Source organism: Chlorogloeopsis sp. ULAP01, assembly GCF_030381805.1.
Taxonomy (GTDB): domain Bacteria; phylum Cyanobacteriota; class Cyanobacteriia; order Cyanobacteriales; family Nostocaceae; genus Chlorogloeopsis.
Genome location: NZ_JAUDRH010000001.1, coordinates 222777 through 241461 on the forward strand (window position 1 = coordinate 222777; position 18685 = coordinate 241461).

At 39.9% G+C, this 18685-nt stretch carries 18 protein-coding genes; 10 read left to right on the forward strand and 8 right to left on the reverse strand.

The genetic code is table 11. The features are described from left to right. Positions 1 to 159 precede the first annotated feature (159 nt). The 4 genes from QUB80_RS01105 (at position 160) to QUB80_RS01120 (ending at position 3838) form a co-directional block, all read left to right on the forward strand. Positions 160 to 378 (forward strand): type II toxin-antitoxin system HicB family antitoxin, encoded by a 219-nt coding sequence (locus QUB80_RS01105; RefSeq protein ID WP_276753215.1) that lies wholly within the window; start codon positions 160 to 162, stop codon positions 376 to 378. Between the two features lie 114 nt (positions 379 to 492). Beyond that, the gene (locus tag QUB80_RS01110; protein ID WP_289787654.1) at positions 493 to 2070 is read left to right on the forward strand and encodes an SWIM zinc finger family protein; all 1578 of its coding nucleotides are present in this window, start codon (positions 493 to 495) and stop codon (positions 2068 to 2070) included. Positions 2071 to 2744: 674 nt separating this feature from the next. Further along, positions 2745 to 3539 (forward strand): YdcF family protein, encoded by a 795-nt coding sequence (locus QUB80_RS01115; protein WP_289787655.1) that lies wholly within the window; start codon positions 2745 to 2747, stop codon positions 3537 to 3539. Between the two features lie 74 nt (positions 3540 to 3613). Further along, positions 3614 to 3838 (forward strand): hypothetical protein, encoded by a 225-nt coding sequence (locus tag QUB80_RS01120; protein WP_289787656.1) that lies wholly within the window; start codon positions 3614 to 3616, stop codon positions 3836 to 3838. A 5-nt stretch (positions 3839 to 3843) separates the two neighbouring features. On the opposite strand, the gene QUB80_RS01125 is transcribed toward QUB80_RS01120, so the two are convergent. Next, positions 3844 to 4116 (reverse strand): ferredoxin-thioredoxin reductase variable chain, encoded by a 273-nt coding sequence (locus QUB80_RS01125; protein ID WP_289787657.1) that lies wholly within the window; start codon positions 4114 to 4116, stop codon positions 3844 to 3846. Between the two features lie 540 nt (positions 4117 to 4656). Here QUB80_RS01125 and QUB80_RS01130 point away from each other — a divergent pair. From QUB80_RS01130 to QUB80_RS01145, 4 genes are all read left to right on the forward strand, one after another. Further along, on the forward strand, positions 4657 to 4917 hold the full coding sequence (locus QUB80_RS01130) for a MoaD/ThiS family protein (protein WP_289787658.1): 261 nt from the start codon (positions 4657 to 4659) through the stop codon (positions 4915 to 4917). An 839-nt stretch (positions 4918 to 5756) separates the two neighbouring features. Then, complete coding sequence (locus tag QUB80_RS01135; protein ID WP_289788115.1) at positions 5757 to 6020, forward strand: NIL domain-containing protein; 264 nt, start codon at positions 5757 to 5759, stop codon at positions 6018 to 6020. A gap of 126 nt (positions 6021 to 6146) precedes the next feature. Continuing rightward, entirely contained in the window at positions 6147 to 6749 is a 603-nt protein-coding gene (locus tag QUB80_RS01140; RefSeq protein ID WP_289787659.1) for an NIL domain-containing protein, read from the forward strand. Between the two features lie 115 nt (positions 6750 to 6864). After that, complete coding sequence (locus QUB80_RS01145) at positions 6865 to 7161, forward strand: NIL domain-containing protein (protein ID WP_289787660.1); 297 nt, start codon at positions 6865 to 6867, stop codon at positions 7159 to 7161. A gap of 60 nt (positions 7162 to 7221) precedes the next feature. On the opposite strand, the gene QUB80_RS01150 is transcribed toward QUB80_RS01145, so the two are convergent. The 4 genes from QUB80_RS01150 to QUB80_RS01165 form a co-directional block, all read right to left on the reverse strand. Next, entirely contained in the window at positions 7222 to 7809 is a 588-nt protein-coding gene (locus QUB80_RS01150; RefSeq protein WP_289787661.1) for a Crp/Fnr family transcriptional regulator, read from the reverse strand. Between the two features lie 230 nt (positions 7810 to 8039). Beyond that, positions 8040 to 8705 carry a phosphoribosyltransferase gene (locus tag QUB80_RS01155; RefSeq protein ID WP_289787662.1) on the reverse strand — a complete coding sequence of 222 codons (666 nt, stop codon included), beginning with the start codon at positions 8703 to 8705 and terminating at the stop codon, positions 8040 to 8042. Positions 8706 to 9314: 609 nt separating this feature from the next. Continuing rightward, on the reverse strand, positions 9315 to 10487 hold the full coding sequence (locus QUB80_RS01160; protein ID WP_289787663.1) for a homospermidine biosynthesis protein: 1173 nt from the start codon (positions 10485 to 10487) through the stop codon (positions 9315 to 9317). A gap of 174 nt (positions 10488 to 10661) precedes the next feature. After that, on the reverse strand, positions 10662 to 12572 hold the full coding sequence (locus QUB80_RS01165) for an ATP-binding protein (protein WP_289787664.1): 1911 nt from the start codon (positions 12570 to 12572) through the stop codon (positions 10662 to 10664). Between the two features lie 434 nt (positions 12573 to 13006). On the opposite strand from QUB80_RS01165, the gene QUB80_RS01170 reads away from it, so the two are divergent. Continuing rightward, positions 13007 to 13210: a hypothetical protein gene (locus tag QUB80_RS01170; RefSeq protein WP_289787665.1), complete on the forward strand. Its 204-nt coding sequence runs from the start codon at positions 13007 to 13009 to the stop codon at positions 13208 to 13210. 747 nt (positions 13211 to 13957) lie between these two features. Beyond that, entirely contained in the window at positions 13958 to 14818 is an 861-nt protein-coding gene (locus QUB80_RS01175; protein ID WP_289787666.1) for a cyanophycinase, read from the forward strand. Positions 14819 to 14865: 47 nt separating this feature from the next. Here the strand turns inward: QUB80_RS01175 and QUB80_RS01180 are convergent, their stop codons facing one another. From QUB80_RS01180 to QUB80_RS01190, 3 genes are all read right to left on the reverse strand, one after another. Further along, on the reverse strand, positions 14866 to 16014 hold the full coding sequence (locus tag QUB80_RS01180) for a glycosyltransferase family 4 protein (protein WP_289787667.1): 1149 nt from the start codon (positions 16012 to 16014) through the stop codon (positions 14866 to 14868). Between the two features lie 304 nt (positions 16015 to 16318). Beyond that, on the reverse strand, positions 16319 to 17179 hold the full coding sequence (locus QUB80_RS01185) for a glycosyltransferase (RefSeq protein ID WP_289787668.1): 861 nt from the start codon (positions 17177 to 17179) through the stop codon (positions 16319 to 16321). Positions 17180 to 17457: 278 nt separating this feature from the next. Then, positions 17458 to 18633 carry a glycosyltransferase family 4 protein gene (locus QUB80_RS01190; RefSeq protein WP_289787669.1) on the reverse strand — a complete coding sequence of 392 codons (1176 nt, stop codon included), beginning with the start codon at positions 18631 to 18633 and terminating at the stop codon, positions 17458 to 17460. Positions 18634 to 18685 lie beyond the last annotated feature (52 nt).

The following is an 18685-nucleotide window of genomic DNA, read 5'->3' on the forward strand; positions in this document are numbered from 1 at the left end:
ATTAAAAAAATAACCACAAAGGACACATTAGACGCGGAGCGGCTTCCCGTAAGGGTAGAACACAAAGGAGTAAATTGGTCTAATTAAGTGCAATTTTATATAGAGTTGATATTAGTTTGCTACGTATCAATAGTACATTTTAAATTTAGGAGATGAAGAATGAAAGATTATCACATTAATATTTTCTACAGTGAAGAAGATGAAGGCTACATTGCTGATATACCTGACTTAAAATTCTGTTCTGCTTGGGGTGAAACACCAGAGGAAGCACTGCGTGAGGTAATGATTGCTAAAGCTGCTTGGCTGGAAGCTGCCAGTACTGAGGGTAAAGTTATTCCTCAGCCTAGATATCGACCAATAATTTATCAATTTAGCTAATTTTAAGCAAAAATACTTGTCAAAAATAATCAATAATTAATAACAAGAATTATGGAATTTAACTACACATACAAAGGGAACACATCAGTAGTAGAACAAAGCGGAAACACGCAGATGTCATTCTCCCCAGACACAAAGCGCCCGCCTACATACTTTATTGGTGAACTGCGGCAAAACGTGGCATTTCGCGAAGCCATCAGCGCTTTACATGATGTTGTCGTTTCCGATTTACGATTTAAACCCAAAGATAAAACAGCTTACAAAGAATGGCGTGCCAAGCAAGAAGAAATTAACTGGGATTTAGTCATGGCAATGCGACAGGATGTCACTATTAAAATTAAGGCACTGCAAGCAGAATTAAATCAATTAAATCAGCGCAGTTATGAACGCTTGCGCCCTTATTATCAAGCCAGAGAAGAATTTCGCCGTTTTGTTTGGCAAAAACAACTAGACTTTTACTTTGTATTTGATCCAGTCATTACAGTTCATCCTGATGAAGTATTTTTTGAGTGCTTTAGTGTAGATGAATCAACTTACGGACGTTTAGGAGCAAGTTACGAAGTATTCAAAAATATTAGTGAATTTGCCTGCGGTACTACAAATGTTGATTATTCAGCAGCGCTTTATGATGAGTTTCAAAAGATCCGCAGTTATAAGACGACTCAATTGCAAGTAGATCCTTCTGGTTTTGAAGTTAAAACTACTAACGAAGAAGCTTATAAAGAAGTAAAAATAGATTTACCAGATAGCTGGGTAAGAGGATTTTTACAAGTAAGTTCGGCGATGTGTTTACCCGCAACCCGATTTGATTTACACCCAATGGATATTCACAATATCTGTTTTGTACTGCGTCGCCACAAAGAGAAAAAAGGGCCGCGCAGTATGCGCTATCATCTCAAACCAGGTGAACCTGTGCGGGTGGTGTTTGAACCCTGGGATATTGAAGTAGTTTGTCCGCGATCGCCCTACACTGGTTGCCAAGAACAAAGCATTCGCGTTTGGGGGCGTCGCCGCCTCCACATTCTCGAACGTCTTATTGCCGTTGCCAAAAAATTTACCGTTTACCTGCTAGGTACGGGTATGCCTTCCTTCTATGTCGCCGATTTAGGTGATATGTCTTTCACCCTTGGCTTATCGGGATGGACTGCCAACGATTGGGCTGGTGCTGGTAACTTTGACTTAATGGCACCCCGTGCCGATGTCGATGAATGGACGCAGAAAATTATTTTTGATGGGCTGCGGGAGAATTGGTTAGAAACTGCGGATAGTTTGTCACAGCGCTTGAATTTGAGCCGCACGGCAGTGCTGGGAGCTTTAAGTGCTTACACTCAAGCAGGGCGTGTGATTTATGACTTAAACAAAGAAGTGTATCGGGTGCGAGAACTCAGCCGCGAACCGTTACCAATGGAGAGATTACGCTTTGCCAACGAACGAGAAGAAAGCGCAACCAGATTTTTGAGTCAAAATGCGGTACAGGTGACAGCAGTCAGCGAGAAAGATGGTGCTTTAACCGTGCAAGGTAGCATTCAAGACAAAGCAAAAACCTACAATCCTGCTTTGACGATTGATAGAGACGAGCGTATAATCAACGCAGAATGTACTTGCAATTGGCATCAGCAAAATAAGCTGTACAAAGGCCCTTGCGAGCATATTCTGGCACTGCGAATGCAGCACGCCCGTCAGTATAGATAATCACGTGCTTTGAGTTGGTAAATAACCTTGCAATTCGGACGGTGCGATCGCCGTCCTTGCGTTCAGTCTCACCGCGCATCACTAGCCCGCTCTTGACTGTGCGGTCTTACGGGTACTGTAGGTATTCCGGTTTGACTCCCGTGAAGTGAATGATCCTACAGTACCCGTGCCCGCTTGAGTTGAGCGATCTAGTCCTGAGGGATTTACGAAGGGTAACTAACACTTCAAAGTGCGTGATTTTTTATTGTCAATTATTTATACTTAAGTAATTCCCATCAAGTCGGACTGTCGATTGTCATTAATATAGCAGTTGCCAGGTAGCATAGAACATTAACTGATGATACAATCCGGACACCACAAGAATTTCAAAGCTGTTACACCATTTCTCTATGAACTTGCACTTAATGAGTACCAACTTCTTCCTTTGTGTCCTTTGTGTCCTTTGTGGTTAGTTTTTTAATATTTAGTGCATTTTTCAAGAGAATTGATATTAATAGCTCCCTACTATATTCCTCCTCCTCTCCGCGTCAACCTCAACTAAGAGTATTCAATCGAACTCGATATAAGTAAGTGGACATAATTAAACGTAAAATGCTTATCGCCAAAAACTAGATATAATAAGCTTTTTACCTTCTGCCTTCTGCCTCCTGCCTTCTGCCTTCTACTTAACTCCCATGTTTTTGTATCTCTCTAAGTTGCTGCCGCTATTTTTTTATCCATTAGGGCTAGCTTGTTTGTGTTTGCTGGTAGCACTATTCATGTTGTGGAAACGTCCCCGCATAGCTGCGGTTGCAATTGGGCTGGCGCTAACTGTTTTATTACTTAGCAGTAATGTCTGGATAGCAAGCTTACTGGTACGATCGCTAGAGTGGCAATACCTTCCACTCGCGGAAATACCAAATGCAGAAGCAATTGTTGTATTAGGTGGAGCAACAAAATCGGCTCTACCGCCACGACCTGGTGTAGACTTAAACGATCGTGGCGATCGCGTAATTTATGCCGCTCAACTTTATCGGCAACAGAAAGCACCTATTATTATTCTCAGTGGTGGTCGCATCGATTGGCAGGACAGTATCAACGCCTCAGAATCACAGGATATGGCTGCAATCCTCACATCAATTGGCATACCCCCAGCAGCAATCATTGAAGAATCAGAATCTCTGAACACTTATCAAAATGCAGTCAATGTGAGAAAAATACTTGAATCTCGTGGTATTCGCCGCATTTTATTGGTAACTTCAGCCATGCATATGCCGCGCTCAATTCTTATCTTTAAGCGTCAGGGGATTGACGCTATTCCTGCACCCACAGACTATACTATTACCTACAAAGAATTTGCCGGGCTTGCCAGCACTCCCAAAGCCGCACTCCTAAATTTGTTCCCAGATAGCAATAACCTACAAAATTTTACAGCTGCTCTCAAAGAGTACGTTGGTATTTTTGTGTATCGCTTACGGGGCTGGTTATAAACAATAGTTGTAATAATAGATGAGGAGTTAGACTGTGACTCCTAACTTTTTTATTCCTAACTTGCGACTTGGTTATGTCAAAAGACTTACCGCTTATTATCCCTTCGCCTCAACCCCAAGTTGAAGAAAGTTTTGCCGCCTACCAAACCACTCACCAATTTTATCAGGAAGTTCAAGTGCGCTCAGAGCATCAACAATTTTGTGAATGGTACCACACAACAGCAGAACGGCATCGTCAAGAACTAAAAAGGATGCGCGGCGAATTGAATATTATGCAGTTTTTTCTTCGCCGCCAATGAGGGATTTAGATGATTTCTAACTCATTTTCACGGAAGTGAGCTTTAAATTTTTTACTAAACTGAACCAAAACTGGCAAGTTTGCACTAACAGGTCTATCATGCCATTGAGTCACAATATCCACCACTTCCCCCTCTGTACCTTTGAGGTCAAAAGCATTACCACGATGCTCAGGATGATGGTAAACTACTACGGATTCTTTAACGCGGACGCGATCGCCTTTTTTCATAACTACATTTACACCTAGCTTCTGCTTTTCCACAAGTGTCTCCACAGCCATCCCTCACTGAACTTGCTTCATAAAAAATAGACTGCTTGCAAAAGTCGCTGTTGGCTTCTAGGTGGTATCAGGACATAGTTTATGCCTGCGCACCTGCCAGACAAATAAAGCCTGCCCATGCAGGCTTTCATATACCTTCTTCCTCAAATCCTCATCTGTTATTTTGAACTCAAAAATAGAGACGAAACAGACGAGGTAATCTCAGAGTTGCCCAGTACTTTGGCAAGATGTCTAACTTTCTTATCTTCACTCTAGTTGTTCCCTTGGTCAACTCTTTCGCCAACTCTCTCAATATAAAATCAAGCAAACCAGCTAGCGCAAAGAGAAAATTCCTGACACTGATGCGTCAAAATTTCTATCAGGCTAAGGTGGTTTAACCCCTAAGTAGTGCGATTTGACTAAGGAAAACGTCACATTAGGTTTAAGCAGAGGAATTGGATGAGATTATTTTATGGAATTTATTATAAATTGACACTACATGATAGCTAGTTGCCTTGTCTCTATCAATTTTCAAACCTAAAGCCATTCTCACTTCGTTCTATGTCTCAATCTGCAATTACAGTTACCGTCAAATTATTCGCTGCCTATCAAGAGGCTTATCAAGTGCCGGAACTAGTATTGGAATTGCCACCGGAATCACCAGTTGCTGCTGTACGCGATCGCCTAATTACTGAACACCCCGAACTCAAGCAATGGAGCGATGTCACCCGTTTTGGGGTTAACTTAACATTTGTTGAAGGAGATACAATCCTAAAGGACGGTGACGAAGTAGTCTTAATCCCACCAGTTAGTGGCGGTTAGTCACTTCCAACAAAAAAGCTCCCATGAGTGAGAGCTTCAATTCGGGATATAGATTCGTCATGTAGTAGTAACTAATAAATTTTTACTATAGATTTATGACAAGAGTTTGTCACTGGTATGTTGGTGTTGTGACTATCAAAAAGTAAACACCTACTCCTATCCATCACCACATACATAGACTTAATAACTGTATAAATTACACTAACTTACTAGTCTAGTTTGGTAATGAGATTACTACGATGCCAGCGAAGTAATCGCATCAAGTTAGCTTGCTCTTTTTGGCAAGACAGAATTCATTAGAACTAGAACAATAGCTTGCACAAGTTCTTAGTATGACTTTCATTAAATTTGTCTCAAACCTTTGTATAAAATATCTGCTATCCATAACTTTAACTCTGTACAAATGAATACTATTCAATTAGAAAAACAAAAACTTTTGAACTTTTTTCTCTGCGAATTGGCTCACTCACTTGAATTTTATAAGTAATTTTCATGAAAAAACATATTGTCGACCGAGTAAGGGGAGTTAATATATTGCATTTTAAATGATTACCATGTAAAATAACAGAATAATAACAAACAACAAAATATCGACCGACATTTTGTAGATGCTGAGACAAATTGAATGAATCCGTGGCAGCGTGTTGTAACAGAATCGAAACAAAGTATTTGGCAAATCACCAATAGGGTAAGGGTGGTGTTAGCTTACTGAATATCCGTTAGGGTTTTCTCTAAGGCTTGCTTATAACTTTGGTGCGGTTTCGGCAGTCTCTAGAAATAGTGACATCGGTGTTGAAGTAGTGAAACAGCAAACTAGTAATGAAGGAGTTGGTTCAGACATGGCTATAAATCAGCTCGCTCATAAGCGAGTTCGCATCAGAATTCCGAGAGACTATCATCAAGAACCAGTGATTTCTCGTTTAGTTTCCGACTTTGGTTTGACTGTTAACATCGCAGCTGCTATTCTCGGCGCTAATGCAGTTGGTGATGGTTGGTTTGACCTAGATCTACAGGGAACCAAAGAACAAATTCAAAATGGACTAACTTACTTTAAAGACTTGAAATTAGAAACTTGGGATGAAACCAACGTCGGCAGCTGGTAAAGCTAGTTATTTAACAAAATTCAGTAGAAATACACGTTTTTTGCGTTGTGATTGTCAGTAGTTAGTAGCAATTACTAGCTACTGTACAAGCTAGTAGTCTATTTCATCCGAAAAATAATCGGTGCTATGACTAACTTTAAATCTGCGAAAATAGCTCCAATCCATACCCGCATTCGAGTGCCTCAGCACTATCACAGACAACCAGTAATTTCTCGATTGATATCTCGCTATAACCTAACTGTCAATATCAAAGCAGCATCTCTCATCGCAGATGATAACAACTGTGGTTGGTTTGACTTAGAACTTCAGGGTAAGCCAGAACAAGTGGTAAATAGTCTTTCTTACCTGCAAGGATTAGGTGTAGATTTGATGCAAGTAGCGATCGCAGGTAACATCCAGCCAGATCAAGACTCACACCCCTTTCCCATTTCAGGCAGCAGTTTCGCTACGGGTGAACCGAAAGCATTGATAAGCGGATGGGAAACTCAAATCTACCCCCAAATTTCTAACACTCAAACCAATCGAATACGTTTGCAACTGTGCATCTCGAAAAACCACTACCAAAAACCTGTGATTTCTGAATTAGTTTCTAGCTATGGAGTCACAGTTAATATTACAGGTGCGCTATTAAAGCCAGATGTCCCAGATGACGGATGGTTTGACATAGAACTGTGGGGTAGATCGGAGCAACTTTTTTCTAGCTGGAATTACCTACAAAAATTTTTATAAGTTTTAATAGATGAATAGAGATGAGTAAAAGCAGCGCTTAATTTTTCTCAAGTTTTTTATTTACAAATTTATTTCTAAAGTAACAATATTATTAGTAAGATTAGACAAAACCAAAATGTCTTTGGTACCATCTACATCAGAAATAAACAATAAAACTCAAGTTCGTCTGCGCCTTTATATTCCATCAATTTATCAGCATCAACCTGTTATTTGTCAGCTGATTTCCAGATATAATTTAATTGTGAATATTACTGGAGCAAAGTTGGGAAAACATACAGGCGGAGAGGGATATTTTGATGTTGATATTAAGGGAGCATTATCACAAATCTCTCTTGCTCTTGTTTATTTAGAATCTCTCAATATCATAATCAAAGGAAAACCCAATACCGACGGAGATAGCTGGTATTGTTAGCAGATTAGTGGTTAATAATTAATCGTTCAATATTATTAGCAATTAACTATTAATTATTAACTAAATCTCATAATGCCAAATCTGTTCTTCTTTCAGGACAATTTGGTGCAAAGGTAAACGGTCTATAAATCCTCGCTCCTCTAGATTTGAGAGAATACGAGTGATAGTAACGCGAGTTGAGTTCAGCATTTCTGCGATGTCTTGATGTGTGAGCCGTAAATCAATTAAATGACCATTTTCGACTTCACGACCAAATTTTTTAGCTAGCCAACCTAGTAGTTTTATCAGCATGGTTTCTACAGTTTTATAGCTGCGAATAACCATCAATTCTTCCGCCTGTTGAATGTGGGCTAGCAGTACTTCTGTTAGCAAATAACATTGATTGGCGGGAACAATACTTACTTCTACTTTGGTTAAACATTCAATTTCATATGGCTCAATTTTTGAAAAATCTCTACCAATAATATCTCCTGGCCCCCATACTCCCAAAGTTACAAGCGTTCCGTCTTCATGCCATGTCACATTTCGCACTATTCCTTTTTCTAGCTTCCAAAGAATATTTGGCTGAAGCGGAATAAACGAGCGTGGTTGAAAATGTCGGCTAATGCTTTTATTCGCATGATTTTTTGTAGGGGAAGAGGCAAACATTATGATTAAGCCCTATTTATCGATAAAGTAACCGTAGTTATAAACTATATCAATAAATCTTGCTCTTTGATAAGCTCTTTGGGACACTATATACCAAAGTGCGATTATACTTGTTAGTTTTGCTGGTTAGCACTTTTTTATGTCGTAGACAGTGTACACCTTACAGTTATAGAGAATGATGTTTGTTAGTTTGCAGAGTTTCTCTAACCTATTCTCGAATTGCTACTCTCCTAAGCATACATAGCTGATTCCCGATCTCGCTTTGCTGCTTTTACTAACAAACTTCGGACTTCTTGATCGGAGGTTTGAGGAAAATTCTCGTACCATAAACCAACGCTGTAGAAAGGGGTGGGTGTGACGGTGCAGATGACTTCATCTACTTGTGATTCAAGCTCTTGGCAGGTTTGAGGCGCAGCAACAGGCACAGCAATCACGAGTCGCGCTGGTTGTTGTGTTCCTAATGCCATAATCGCCGCCCGCATGGTAGCACCTGTCGCTAAACCATCATCTATTACTATGACGGTACGTCCACAAATCACTGGAAAGGGACGGTTTCCCCGATAAAGGCGTTCTCGTCGCTCAAGTTCCTGTCTTTGTCTTACCTCTTCTTGACTAATTTCTGTCTCTGTTAAACGAAGCGATCGCACTATATCCTGATTCATAACTCGCACGCCACCACTAGCTATTGCTCCCATTGCTAGCTCTGGCTGATCGGGTACACCTAATTTGCGTACCACAAAAACGTCTAAGGGAGCATTAAGCGCTTTGGCAACTTCAAAGGCTACAGGTACACCTCCCCTGGGCAGCGCTAACACTAGTACATCTGAACAGTTAGCATAGGCAGCTAACTCCTTAGCCAAAAATTGACCTGCTGCTGTTCTGTCTTTATATAGCACAGTGTCCACGCTCCTAAAAAAGTTTCTTATTGATCTAAAAAATTTATTCACCACTAAATATGCCAGTGGGTGAGGTCATTTAAACTTTCTATTCAAAGAACACCCTTGTACTTTAGTACAAGTCTTATAGCCAAAATCCGTTGAAACGGACTAAAAGATATGCCTAGTAAGCTAAAGCTTACTTTCGCTTTTTTTAGCCAAGAAATTTATTTCTAGCGGTCGAAAAATAGGTGCAAGATATAACGACGAGCACAATTTTGAATTTGTCTACAAATCTGATCATGTTGAATTGGGATGTTTGTTATTGTCAGGACTTAAGCAACATACCTCTCTAACTCTTATTCCTTGGTAGACTCCATGCTTGGAGCGGTTTGATTCTTCCGTGAATTATGCGTAAGTTCTATTTCTTCTGAATCAATCCTAATAAAATTGAAAAATTTTTTGCCTCTGACTAATGGCAGGTGATTCTAAATTTCAGGATCTGCTGAATGAAAGAGTTGTGCCAATTTGAAATTATAGACTGTCCTTCACAGATCCCCGACTTCTCGAAGAAAGTTGAGGATCTTACAAGGTGCAATTTAGTTATTCTACCTAGACCACTAACAATTCCTAAAGAGTATTGTGAATCAATCTACCACAGGGATAAGTAGCAACTTCTTCTGCACTATCTGCCACCGCAGCAGGAACTTTCTCTGTTGCTTGGGTTTTCGCTGCTAAATAATCTGCCTGCAATCTGTCTAACATTTCTTGGCGCTTGTCATACAGCCGCTTTAAAGTACGGGGTTGACATTGATTGATGACGTATGCAGTTACTAGGGGCAATGCGATCGTGCTGTCAGTGTAACAAACAATCGTGCTGGGTAATTCATCTGGATCAATTTTCCCCCAGCTGACTGCTTCTGAAGGTGTAGCCCCCGATAAACCGCCAGTATCTGGACGAGCATCAGTAAATTGGACAAAATAATCGTGTCCTCGCTCTTCTAACCCCAATACTTCATGAATTTGCGGTTGAGTTTGGAGCAGAAAGTTTTTGGGGCTGCCACCACCAATAATGACTGCTGCACTCCTGCCTGCTGCTTCGCGGGCATGGTAGGCGATCGCTGCGGTTTCATTCACGTCAATGGCTGGATCTAACATTAACTGGGAACCTTCTAGCGCCAAGGCAGCAACATTCATGCCAATGGAGCTATCGCCAGGCGAAGATGTGTAAATTGGCACTCCATATTCGTAAGCAGTTGCCAACAAGCAAGAATGCTCAATTCCTAGCTGTTTTTCTACCTCCCGAACATACTTACCCAGTAGATAGTGAAATTCAGCAGTTCCCATCCGCTTCTGAAAAGGTTCCGCTTGCAAAATCTTCCGAATAAATGCATCAGTTTCTAATAATACATCGTAGCCAAAAATAATGTCATAAATACGGATGGTACTTTCTTGACGCAGCTTGACATCGTTTAAAAATGGATTGCCAGCAAATACTTCAAAACCCAACCCATAATGCATATCATGATAAAGATTGGCACCAGTACTAATCATCCAGTCAATAAAACCATTACGAATCAATGGTGCGATCGCCGAAACTCCAAATCCTGCTGGTGTCATTGCACCAGAAAGGCTAACTCCCACCGTCACGCCTTCTTTGAGTACGTCTTGACTCAGTAGCTGGCATACTTCCCGTAATCTTGCCGAGTTGTAGGCAGTGAAGTAATTATCAATCAAATCAACTACCCCGATTTCTTTTGGTATGGGTGTGGGTATGATTTTCTTGCCCAGCTGTTTTGACATTTTTGCTAGTCCTCAAGTTGATCGTGAATAAATAATTGCCAATAGGCAACAGACACCCTCAGAGTGCTTCCCGTGGGCTAAAACCTGTAGCTACGCAAACCAAGTTTGCAAGACAAGCAACTTCACGTCAAGAATCAGGGTGCAGGGGAGGCTTCCCCCACACTCTGTTCTCGCTCACAAAACCGTATTAATTTCCTTGAGATACACCCTTGTAAACGGTTCATCTTCTCCGAGTGTGTATTCTTCTATCAAACCTTGGCGCTGAATGAAAATATTATCTTCTTTTTTAATTACTACAGTTGAGCCATCAATGACATCCCGCACCAGCATCATCTCGATTTCAGTGGGATTATTTAGAACTACCATATTACTACCGTAGTAAAACATACCTTCTTCTTCCAAAGTGTCTTGCTCATACTCAGCGATTAGCAAGTCTAGCTTGGGATTACGTAGCAAAGTTTGGACATTGCTATTGTAATCCTCATGCAAAAATTTTTTTGACCGATTAATAAAAACTCCATCACGACAAATAGCACCTATTGTCCAGTCTGGATGCAATGACAAAATATGGTCAATAGTTTCTTGAAGTTCGTGAACAGAGATTTGATTAAAGGTAATAATTGGTATCCTGGCATCAGCACCTGCCTCAAAAAAGGTTTCCAAAATATGGGAAGGTACATCTACGCTTTCACCGACAGCAGGATTTAGATGCATCAAAACACCAGGAGCTGCATTGATTTCCAAAATTGCAAAGCTACTTTCTTTCCAGGATTGAGCAAGATTTTCAGCAATAACATCAATTCCCAAGCAAACTAATCGGAAGTGTTGGGCAACGTCTTGCGCTAAGACAATATTGTCAGGATGAAGAGTACGTGTTGCGTCAATGCTCACACCGCCTGCCGAGAGATTAGCGACTTTGCGAAGATAAACAGTACGATCTCTTTCAATAACGCTGTCCAATGACAAACCCTGCTCTTCAAGGTAAAGTTCCATCGCCTCATCACGCTGAATTCTACTCATGGGCGAGGTAGGTGTATCTAAGCGAGCAGGTTTTCGATTTTCCCGTTCGATTAGCTCGTCAATTGTTGAGTATCCATCACCGACAATTGAGGCGGGACGACGTTCGGTAGCCGCAACAAATTTACCGTTGACGCACAATAAGCGGTAATCTTTACCGCGAATACTTTTTTCGACAATAATCCGAATCCGTTCGTTCTCTGGGATTGCCTCAAATGCTCTGTTATAAGCAGATTTTAGCTCATCTTCGTCTTGGACATCGGCAGTAACACCGATTCCCTTATGACCGATTACAGGTTTGACTGCAACAGGATAGCCTATTTTTTTTGCGACAACTAGAGCTTCTTTTTCAGAAACAACAATATCACCCTTGGGTACCGGAAAACCCAAACTTCCCAAAAATGCTTTGCAGTCATCTTTACGAGTGGTAAAGTCAGAATCTAAATGACTATCGCTATCAAATGTTGTCGCTATGCCACGAACTTGTTTTTTCCCATAACCGTACTGCATTAATCCTTCTTCCCACAGATAAAAGGTGGGAATACCTTTTTGGTGAGCAGTTCGCAATAAGGCGTAAATTGTCGGCCCGCCATACACAGACTGGCGAAATCTTCTTTGCAGCACTCGTAATTGTTGTTCAAAGACAACATCTTCTTTTTGAGTAATCGCTTCAAACCAGTCCCAAACAAAGTAAACTACAGCTCGTGTTGTAGGTTCGTGTAGCGATTGCACAGCAATTTTGACATACTTCCCGTTTGGTTTAATGCTCCAGCGATCTAGGTGCAAATCCATATCCAGCTTTCCTACTTCCGCTACCGTACGGGCAAATAGCTGGGCGTAAGACTCATAGGTTTGTTGGCTTAGTTGTGGGTGGCGATCGCTAATAATTGATACATAATCTTCTATGGGCAGAGGTCGCCAATTCTCAGTCAAATTAAAATCAAATACTAATGCTCCTGTATCTAAGTATGGGTTTGGCCCAATGTAATGCTTAAAGTTGAAAATATCAAAAGCATCAGTTTTTCTGGCATTAACCCGGACTGTATCAGTGCTTTTCTGTTGAACCATTAGAATATATACCTTTAACTAAACACCCTGGTATCAGTATGTTGGTTTACGTTTCTCCAAATTTACTGTATATAAATTTTTGAAAGTCAGTATACGGCTATAAACAATTGTTTGCTGTTTACTTGGGCATTAAATCATTATTTGTCTGTATCAGTTTAATCCTCTTGATAGAAATTTTTAGCTATCTAAGGGTATATTCAATCTGTATAGAATCTTCCTCAACTAATAAGCCTGAGTACTGGTACTTAAGTAAAAAAGAACTCAGAATACAGAATCAATGAATTATTCTGACTCCTGGCTCATGAGACACCTGACTTACATATATTGATAAAAATTAAATATCAGCCCTAGAATATATAACTTTTGAATGGTGCAATATGATGCCAAAGTTTATATAAATAAAAATACGCAAAATTTTTAGGAGACAGCAAAGTATGCATATTACCCAGGCTGCTCTCAGAAATGAAGTTCGCCACCTTGCAGAGGAAGCGTTTCACCGTAAACTCATTTCTGGTTATGGAGATGGCCCAGATAAAAACGAGTTTCAAATCGTATTTCAAGGTAAACCCAGACATTTTCCATTGGAAGAAGCACACTCTTTCTTAGTAAACTTGCTTTTCAACAACCAACCTAATTAGAAAAAAATTTTATTTTTACTTTGAAATATGATTTAAAAATCACAGTTGAATAAAACTTTATCAAATTGTACTCTCGCTTACTTTGGTTTTAAAGCGGGAGTATTTTTGTGATCAAAGAAAGCACAGATACGCAACTTCTTTGAGTAATCGGAATCTTGGATTTGGGTCAAATTCTAGTCAATACATAATTTGAGAAAAAAATCTATAGTAAATTAGAGATATTTTAATAGTTAGATTATGTGCTTAATTTTAAGTCATGCAGATTAAATATCAAAAGTAATACTATAAATATATCATCAGAGTGATGCAGAAACAACAATACTTCTATGAGTATAAGGAATAGACATTCCAATCGTTTAAAAATTAGGAGTATTAATTGTAGTTACGGTTGTTGATATTTTGCGAAGGTGTAAATAACTCTATTACGACAACCGTAAAAAGATAAATAAGGACAATCATTTGGCGCAGAAAATCTAGAGGAATATTGATGTTAATAATTAATGAATATTCCTTTATTTTCGACAGTCAATTACTACAAAGTCTCTAGAGACTTTGAGAATTATCATCGAATACCATTGATCTGAATTCTTACCTATCTATAGCAAAAGGCTGATTGGGTAAGTAATTAACTTGGTTTTTCTTTTTAAGTACTGTAAAAATCATCACAATTGGTTTTACACCAAAGTCGATGTTTTTATACATTTAAATGTCATGTTTTCCTAATATTAATTTACCATTGGAGGCGCTATGGCAGAGGATGGAAGCAAACGGCAGTTAGTAATTATTGGGGGAGCAGAAGATAAAGAGGGAGATTGCCAAATTCTACGGGAGTTTGTGCGTCGGGCTGGAGGTACAAAGGCGCGAATTGTGATTATGACGGCAGCAACAGAGCTACCTAGAGAAGTGGGAGAAAATTATATTAGAGTTTTCGAGCGCTTGGGGGCAGAGGATGCTCGCATAATTGATACAGAAACCCGTGAGGATGCTTCTTCATCTACTGCTCTAGAAGCAGTGAGTAAGGCAACTGGAATATTTTTCACTGGTGGTGACCAAGCTCGCATTACTAGTATCCTTAAGGATACCGACCTTGACGAGGCTATTCACAAACGCTTTTCAGAAGGTGCAGTGATCGGAGGCACAAGCGCGGGAGCTGCGGTAATGCCAGACGTGATGATTGTAGAAGGCGATTCTGAAACCAACCCTCGAATAGAAATTGTAGATATGGGCCCAGGTATGGCTTTTCTGCCTGGAGTGGTAATTGACCAACATTTTTCCCAACGTGGACGCTTGGGACGCCTGATTTCTGCTTTAGCACAGCAGCCTGCCGTGTTAGGATTTGGTATTGATGAAAATACTGCTATGGTGGTCACTGATAATCAGATTGAAGTGATCGGAGAAGGCTCTGTCACAATTGTGGATGAATCAGAGGCAATACATAGCAATGTTGAGGAGATTTTGAGAGATGAAGCTTTGGCAATATGCGGAGCTAGACTTCATATTTTGCCTCATGGCTATAAATTTGACTTGAAAACCCGTAAACCGATCCTGAATGGGCAGCAGCAGTCTGTACCAAATGCTTCTGTACCTGCTCAATCAGTAAGTGCTTAACAGTTATCAGTTATCAGTAAACAGTGAAGAATAACTGATAACTGATCCTAAGCCTTGGTACCCAATCTTGATAGTAGTTGGGCAATTTGCTTATTAATTTTGTCCACGTCAAAACGTTGAGAGGCAACTGTCTGTCCACGGTTGGCGATCGCCGCAGTTTCATGAGAATTATTAAGACAAGCAGTAATGACTTGTGCAAGTTCTTGGGGTTTTCCTGGAGCGGCTAAAAAACCATTAATACCGTGTTCTATTAATTCCATTGCACCACCAGATGCAGCCGCTACTACAGGTTTGCCACAGAGCATAGCTTCAACAATTACCCTACCAAAAGGTTCTGGAGCTATAGAAGTATGTGCCACTAAGTCACAAGCTGTCATTAATTGAGGAATATCTGAACGAAATCCTAAAAATTTAACTCGGTTTTCGAGTTTTAAGGTGGCAACTAGTTGGCGTAACTGCTGGACGTAATCTTGTTCCCCAAATAAAGCATCGCCGACTAAAATAGCTGTTACTTGTTCAGGACATTGAGCAAGTGCTTCAAGTAGTATATGCTGTCCCTTCCAAGGTGCAAGACGGCTAAAATGTCCAACTACAAATTTCCCATTAAGTTCTAGTTTTGCTCGGATTTGATTAACTGCAAACTTATCGGTTTGATAATTTTTTGGGTTAAAACCGTTATAAACAATTTCAGTAATATCTGCCCGTCCTCCCGCTTCCAAAAAAGCTATTTTACTAGCTTGGGAATTGGCAATTACTAATGATGCAAAACGATTTGCAGCCGTGACGGCAATGCGACGATTAGTTTGACTAAAATGCTCTGATGAAAGAATATCATGTAAATGATAAACTAGAGGACGACGACTGAAAAAACTAGCTACTGTCCCAACAACTAATGCTTTTTGTGTATTAGCATAGATGCAATCATATTTACGAGCTATTTTTGTAACTTTAACAATTAAAGGTAAAAGTTGTCCGATACTTCCTAAACCTGTGATCAAGGAGCTTTCCTTACGAACTTGGATAACTTGAGTTGTTAAAACCTGAACTGGAATATGATTTTCCTCTAGCAATCTTCTAAACGAACCATCAGCAAATAAACCAACTAAACAAGTATCTTGATAAGGTTTGGCAATGTCTATTAGGCACAGTTCTGCACCACCTGGTTTACCACTTTGATCTAAAAACAGAATTTTCATTGGGGTTAATTGCGTTAGTTGGTAAAAATAAAGTTAACTAGTTAAGGTCGTTATTAGTGATTTGTCATTGAATAAGAACTTAAACCATTTTGCATTCCTTAGGGACTTCCAATTAAAAAAACTCCAATTTGTAGTAGAGTGTGTTAGGACGATAGTTCGTAACGCACCATCAACCCTCCCAAAAATGGTAGGTTAGCGAAGCGTAAACCACCCTACATTTATTGAATAATTTATTTTTTGGCAATCCCTGTAATCTAGTTACTTTTATTCTTGCCCACCTACTTAATGTTTTACACCTATAAATCTAAAACGGTAGATAACCATATTTAATACAACCCCGCAACTGCCCACCCCGCCATGCTAACTCCATTAAACATTGAACTAAGCTAACTTTGTCACGGACTTGCAGTAGCAGGCGCATCGGTAACATTACTGCTGTTTTAAGTAGGCTTTTCCATGATATCAACTGAGGCATTCCCATTGAGCGATGCTTTTTATACAACAAAGCCTCTTGACAACCCGTCTTCCATGCACGACGGCATATACTTATAGTGTCGCTACGAAGGCGAAAATGAACAAGTGCGTCTGTGGCTTCATATGGTTTTGCTCCAGCTTGTTGCAGTCTCCAGCAATAGTCAACATCTTGGAGTTGTAATAGAGTTTCATCAAAGCCACCGATCGCTTTGTGTAATGAACGTCTAACACCCAAATTATTACCACTCAGCATTGGCAAATAGGGATGATTATATATTCCACTACCTTCCTCGCATCCAAAAACTTTCACTATCCAAGGCTCATTTAACTTCCAGTGTTCATCTCGACCTCCAACCAGGTCATACTTAGATAGAGCCTCACCCATTGCTGCTACCCAACCAGGAGCAACCTCGTCATCAGCGTCACAAAATGCTAAATATTCTCCCTTGGCAACAAGCGCACTGATGTTGCGAGCGTGTGCAGCTCCAGGTTTATCAGAAGCATCGACAATTTGCAGGTTTGGTAATTTTGCTAGATACTCATGAGCGATTTCTAACGTGCGATCGCAAGAACCATTATCGGCAATAATTACTTCCCAAGCTTCAGAATATTCCTGTTTTGCTAGCGCTTCAAGTTGTACGGCAAGCGTTTTCTCTGCATTGAAACAAGGTACGATCACGCTTAATTTCATAACTAATTACATTCCTAACCAAAATTCTGAGTTTGGTCAAAATTTTCGCGTTAATTTTCTTGATTAGTAAAGCTATATTGTTTATAACAACCTTACTTTCACAATATTATTTGCGATTCACTTTTACCATACACAAATATTTTTCATTGGCAGGACAAAATTAATTAGAAATTAATTCTGAATGTTAATTAACATTCACTCATTTCTCATTTTTGTTTATACTTAAGTATAATAAGCATCAAAAATCACGAGTAATCAAAAAATACTATGTGTCAATTTTATGGTGATGCTAATATAACTTTCCGGACTGATTGAGCTATTTTATGCCAATCAAAATTAGCAACTGCATATTGATAGCAATCTTCTCTTGAAGGTATTGGTACTTTTGTCAATAGTACTTGTTCTAATCTTTCTGCAATAGCTGAGGCATCAGTAGAAGATGTAATTAACTGAGGTGAAAATGGCTCTACAATTTCTGGCATTCCACCCACGGGAGTACACACGACGGGAGTACCACATGCCAGGGATTCTACTATCGCCAATCCAAAACCCTCAAAAGACTGACTGGGCATTACAGTTAGATCAGCCGCTTGATAAGCTATTGGTAATTGCTCATCGGGTAAAAACCCTAAAAATTTGACATGGTTGTTCAGTCCTAGTTCTGTTGCTAGCTCCTGTAGTGATTGTTGCATATGACCGCGACCGGCGATCGCCAACCAAAAATCAGGAATTCTTGGCTTAAGTTTGGCAAGAGCTTCCAGTAATTTATCTATTCCGACTCGGCACACCAAGCGACGGGTTGTAAAAATAATCGGGCGATCTTGTGGCCAGTTTAATTTAGCACGGGCATCTTGTCGTGATAAATTCATCTGAAATCGATTGATATCAACACCACCAGGAATGATCTGAATTTTGTGCCAGGGAACTTGATATTTTTGGTGTAATATTTGCCCAAATGCTTTGCTAAGGACGATAAAGCGATCGCAGCGATGATAAGTTCTTTTTTCTATTAGCCAATGTTTTAGCAACACACTTGCTTGTTGATGAACAACCTCTTGCTTGCTCTCATATGCCCAAGGGCCATGAAAATTATAGGTAATTGGTACTCCTTGAGGCAACAAATTTAAAATCGGAAAGCTATATAATGCAAAATGTAAATTAATTGCATCTGGCTTGCTCATCCTTGTTTTTTTGAAGTTATTGTGAATAGACCAGAGTCTTTGCAAAATAGGAGCATCTGGTGAAGCCAGGTTAGTTAATTTAATCAGCGAATTTGGTTCAGCTTCCGGTAAACCAACTCCACACACTTCAACACGATCTTGATTTGCAGCTAATTTCTGAGTTAGCTCATAAACATATCTTTCTAACCCTCCGGGTGTTTTGGGAAACCAACCAGATCCCACACAAAGAATATATGCAGAGACTAAAGCATCGTTTTCTTGGTTACTTTTCACCTCTTGTTCTCCAATGATCCCAATGATCCACTGCTTGTCTTTATATTTGTTT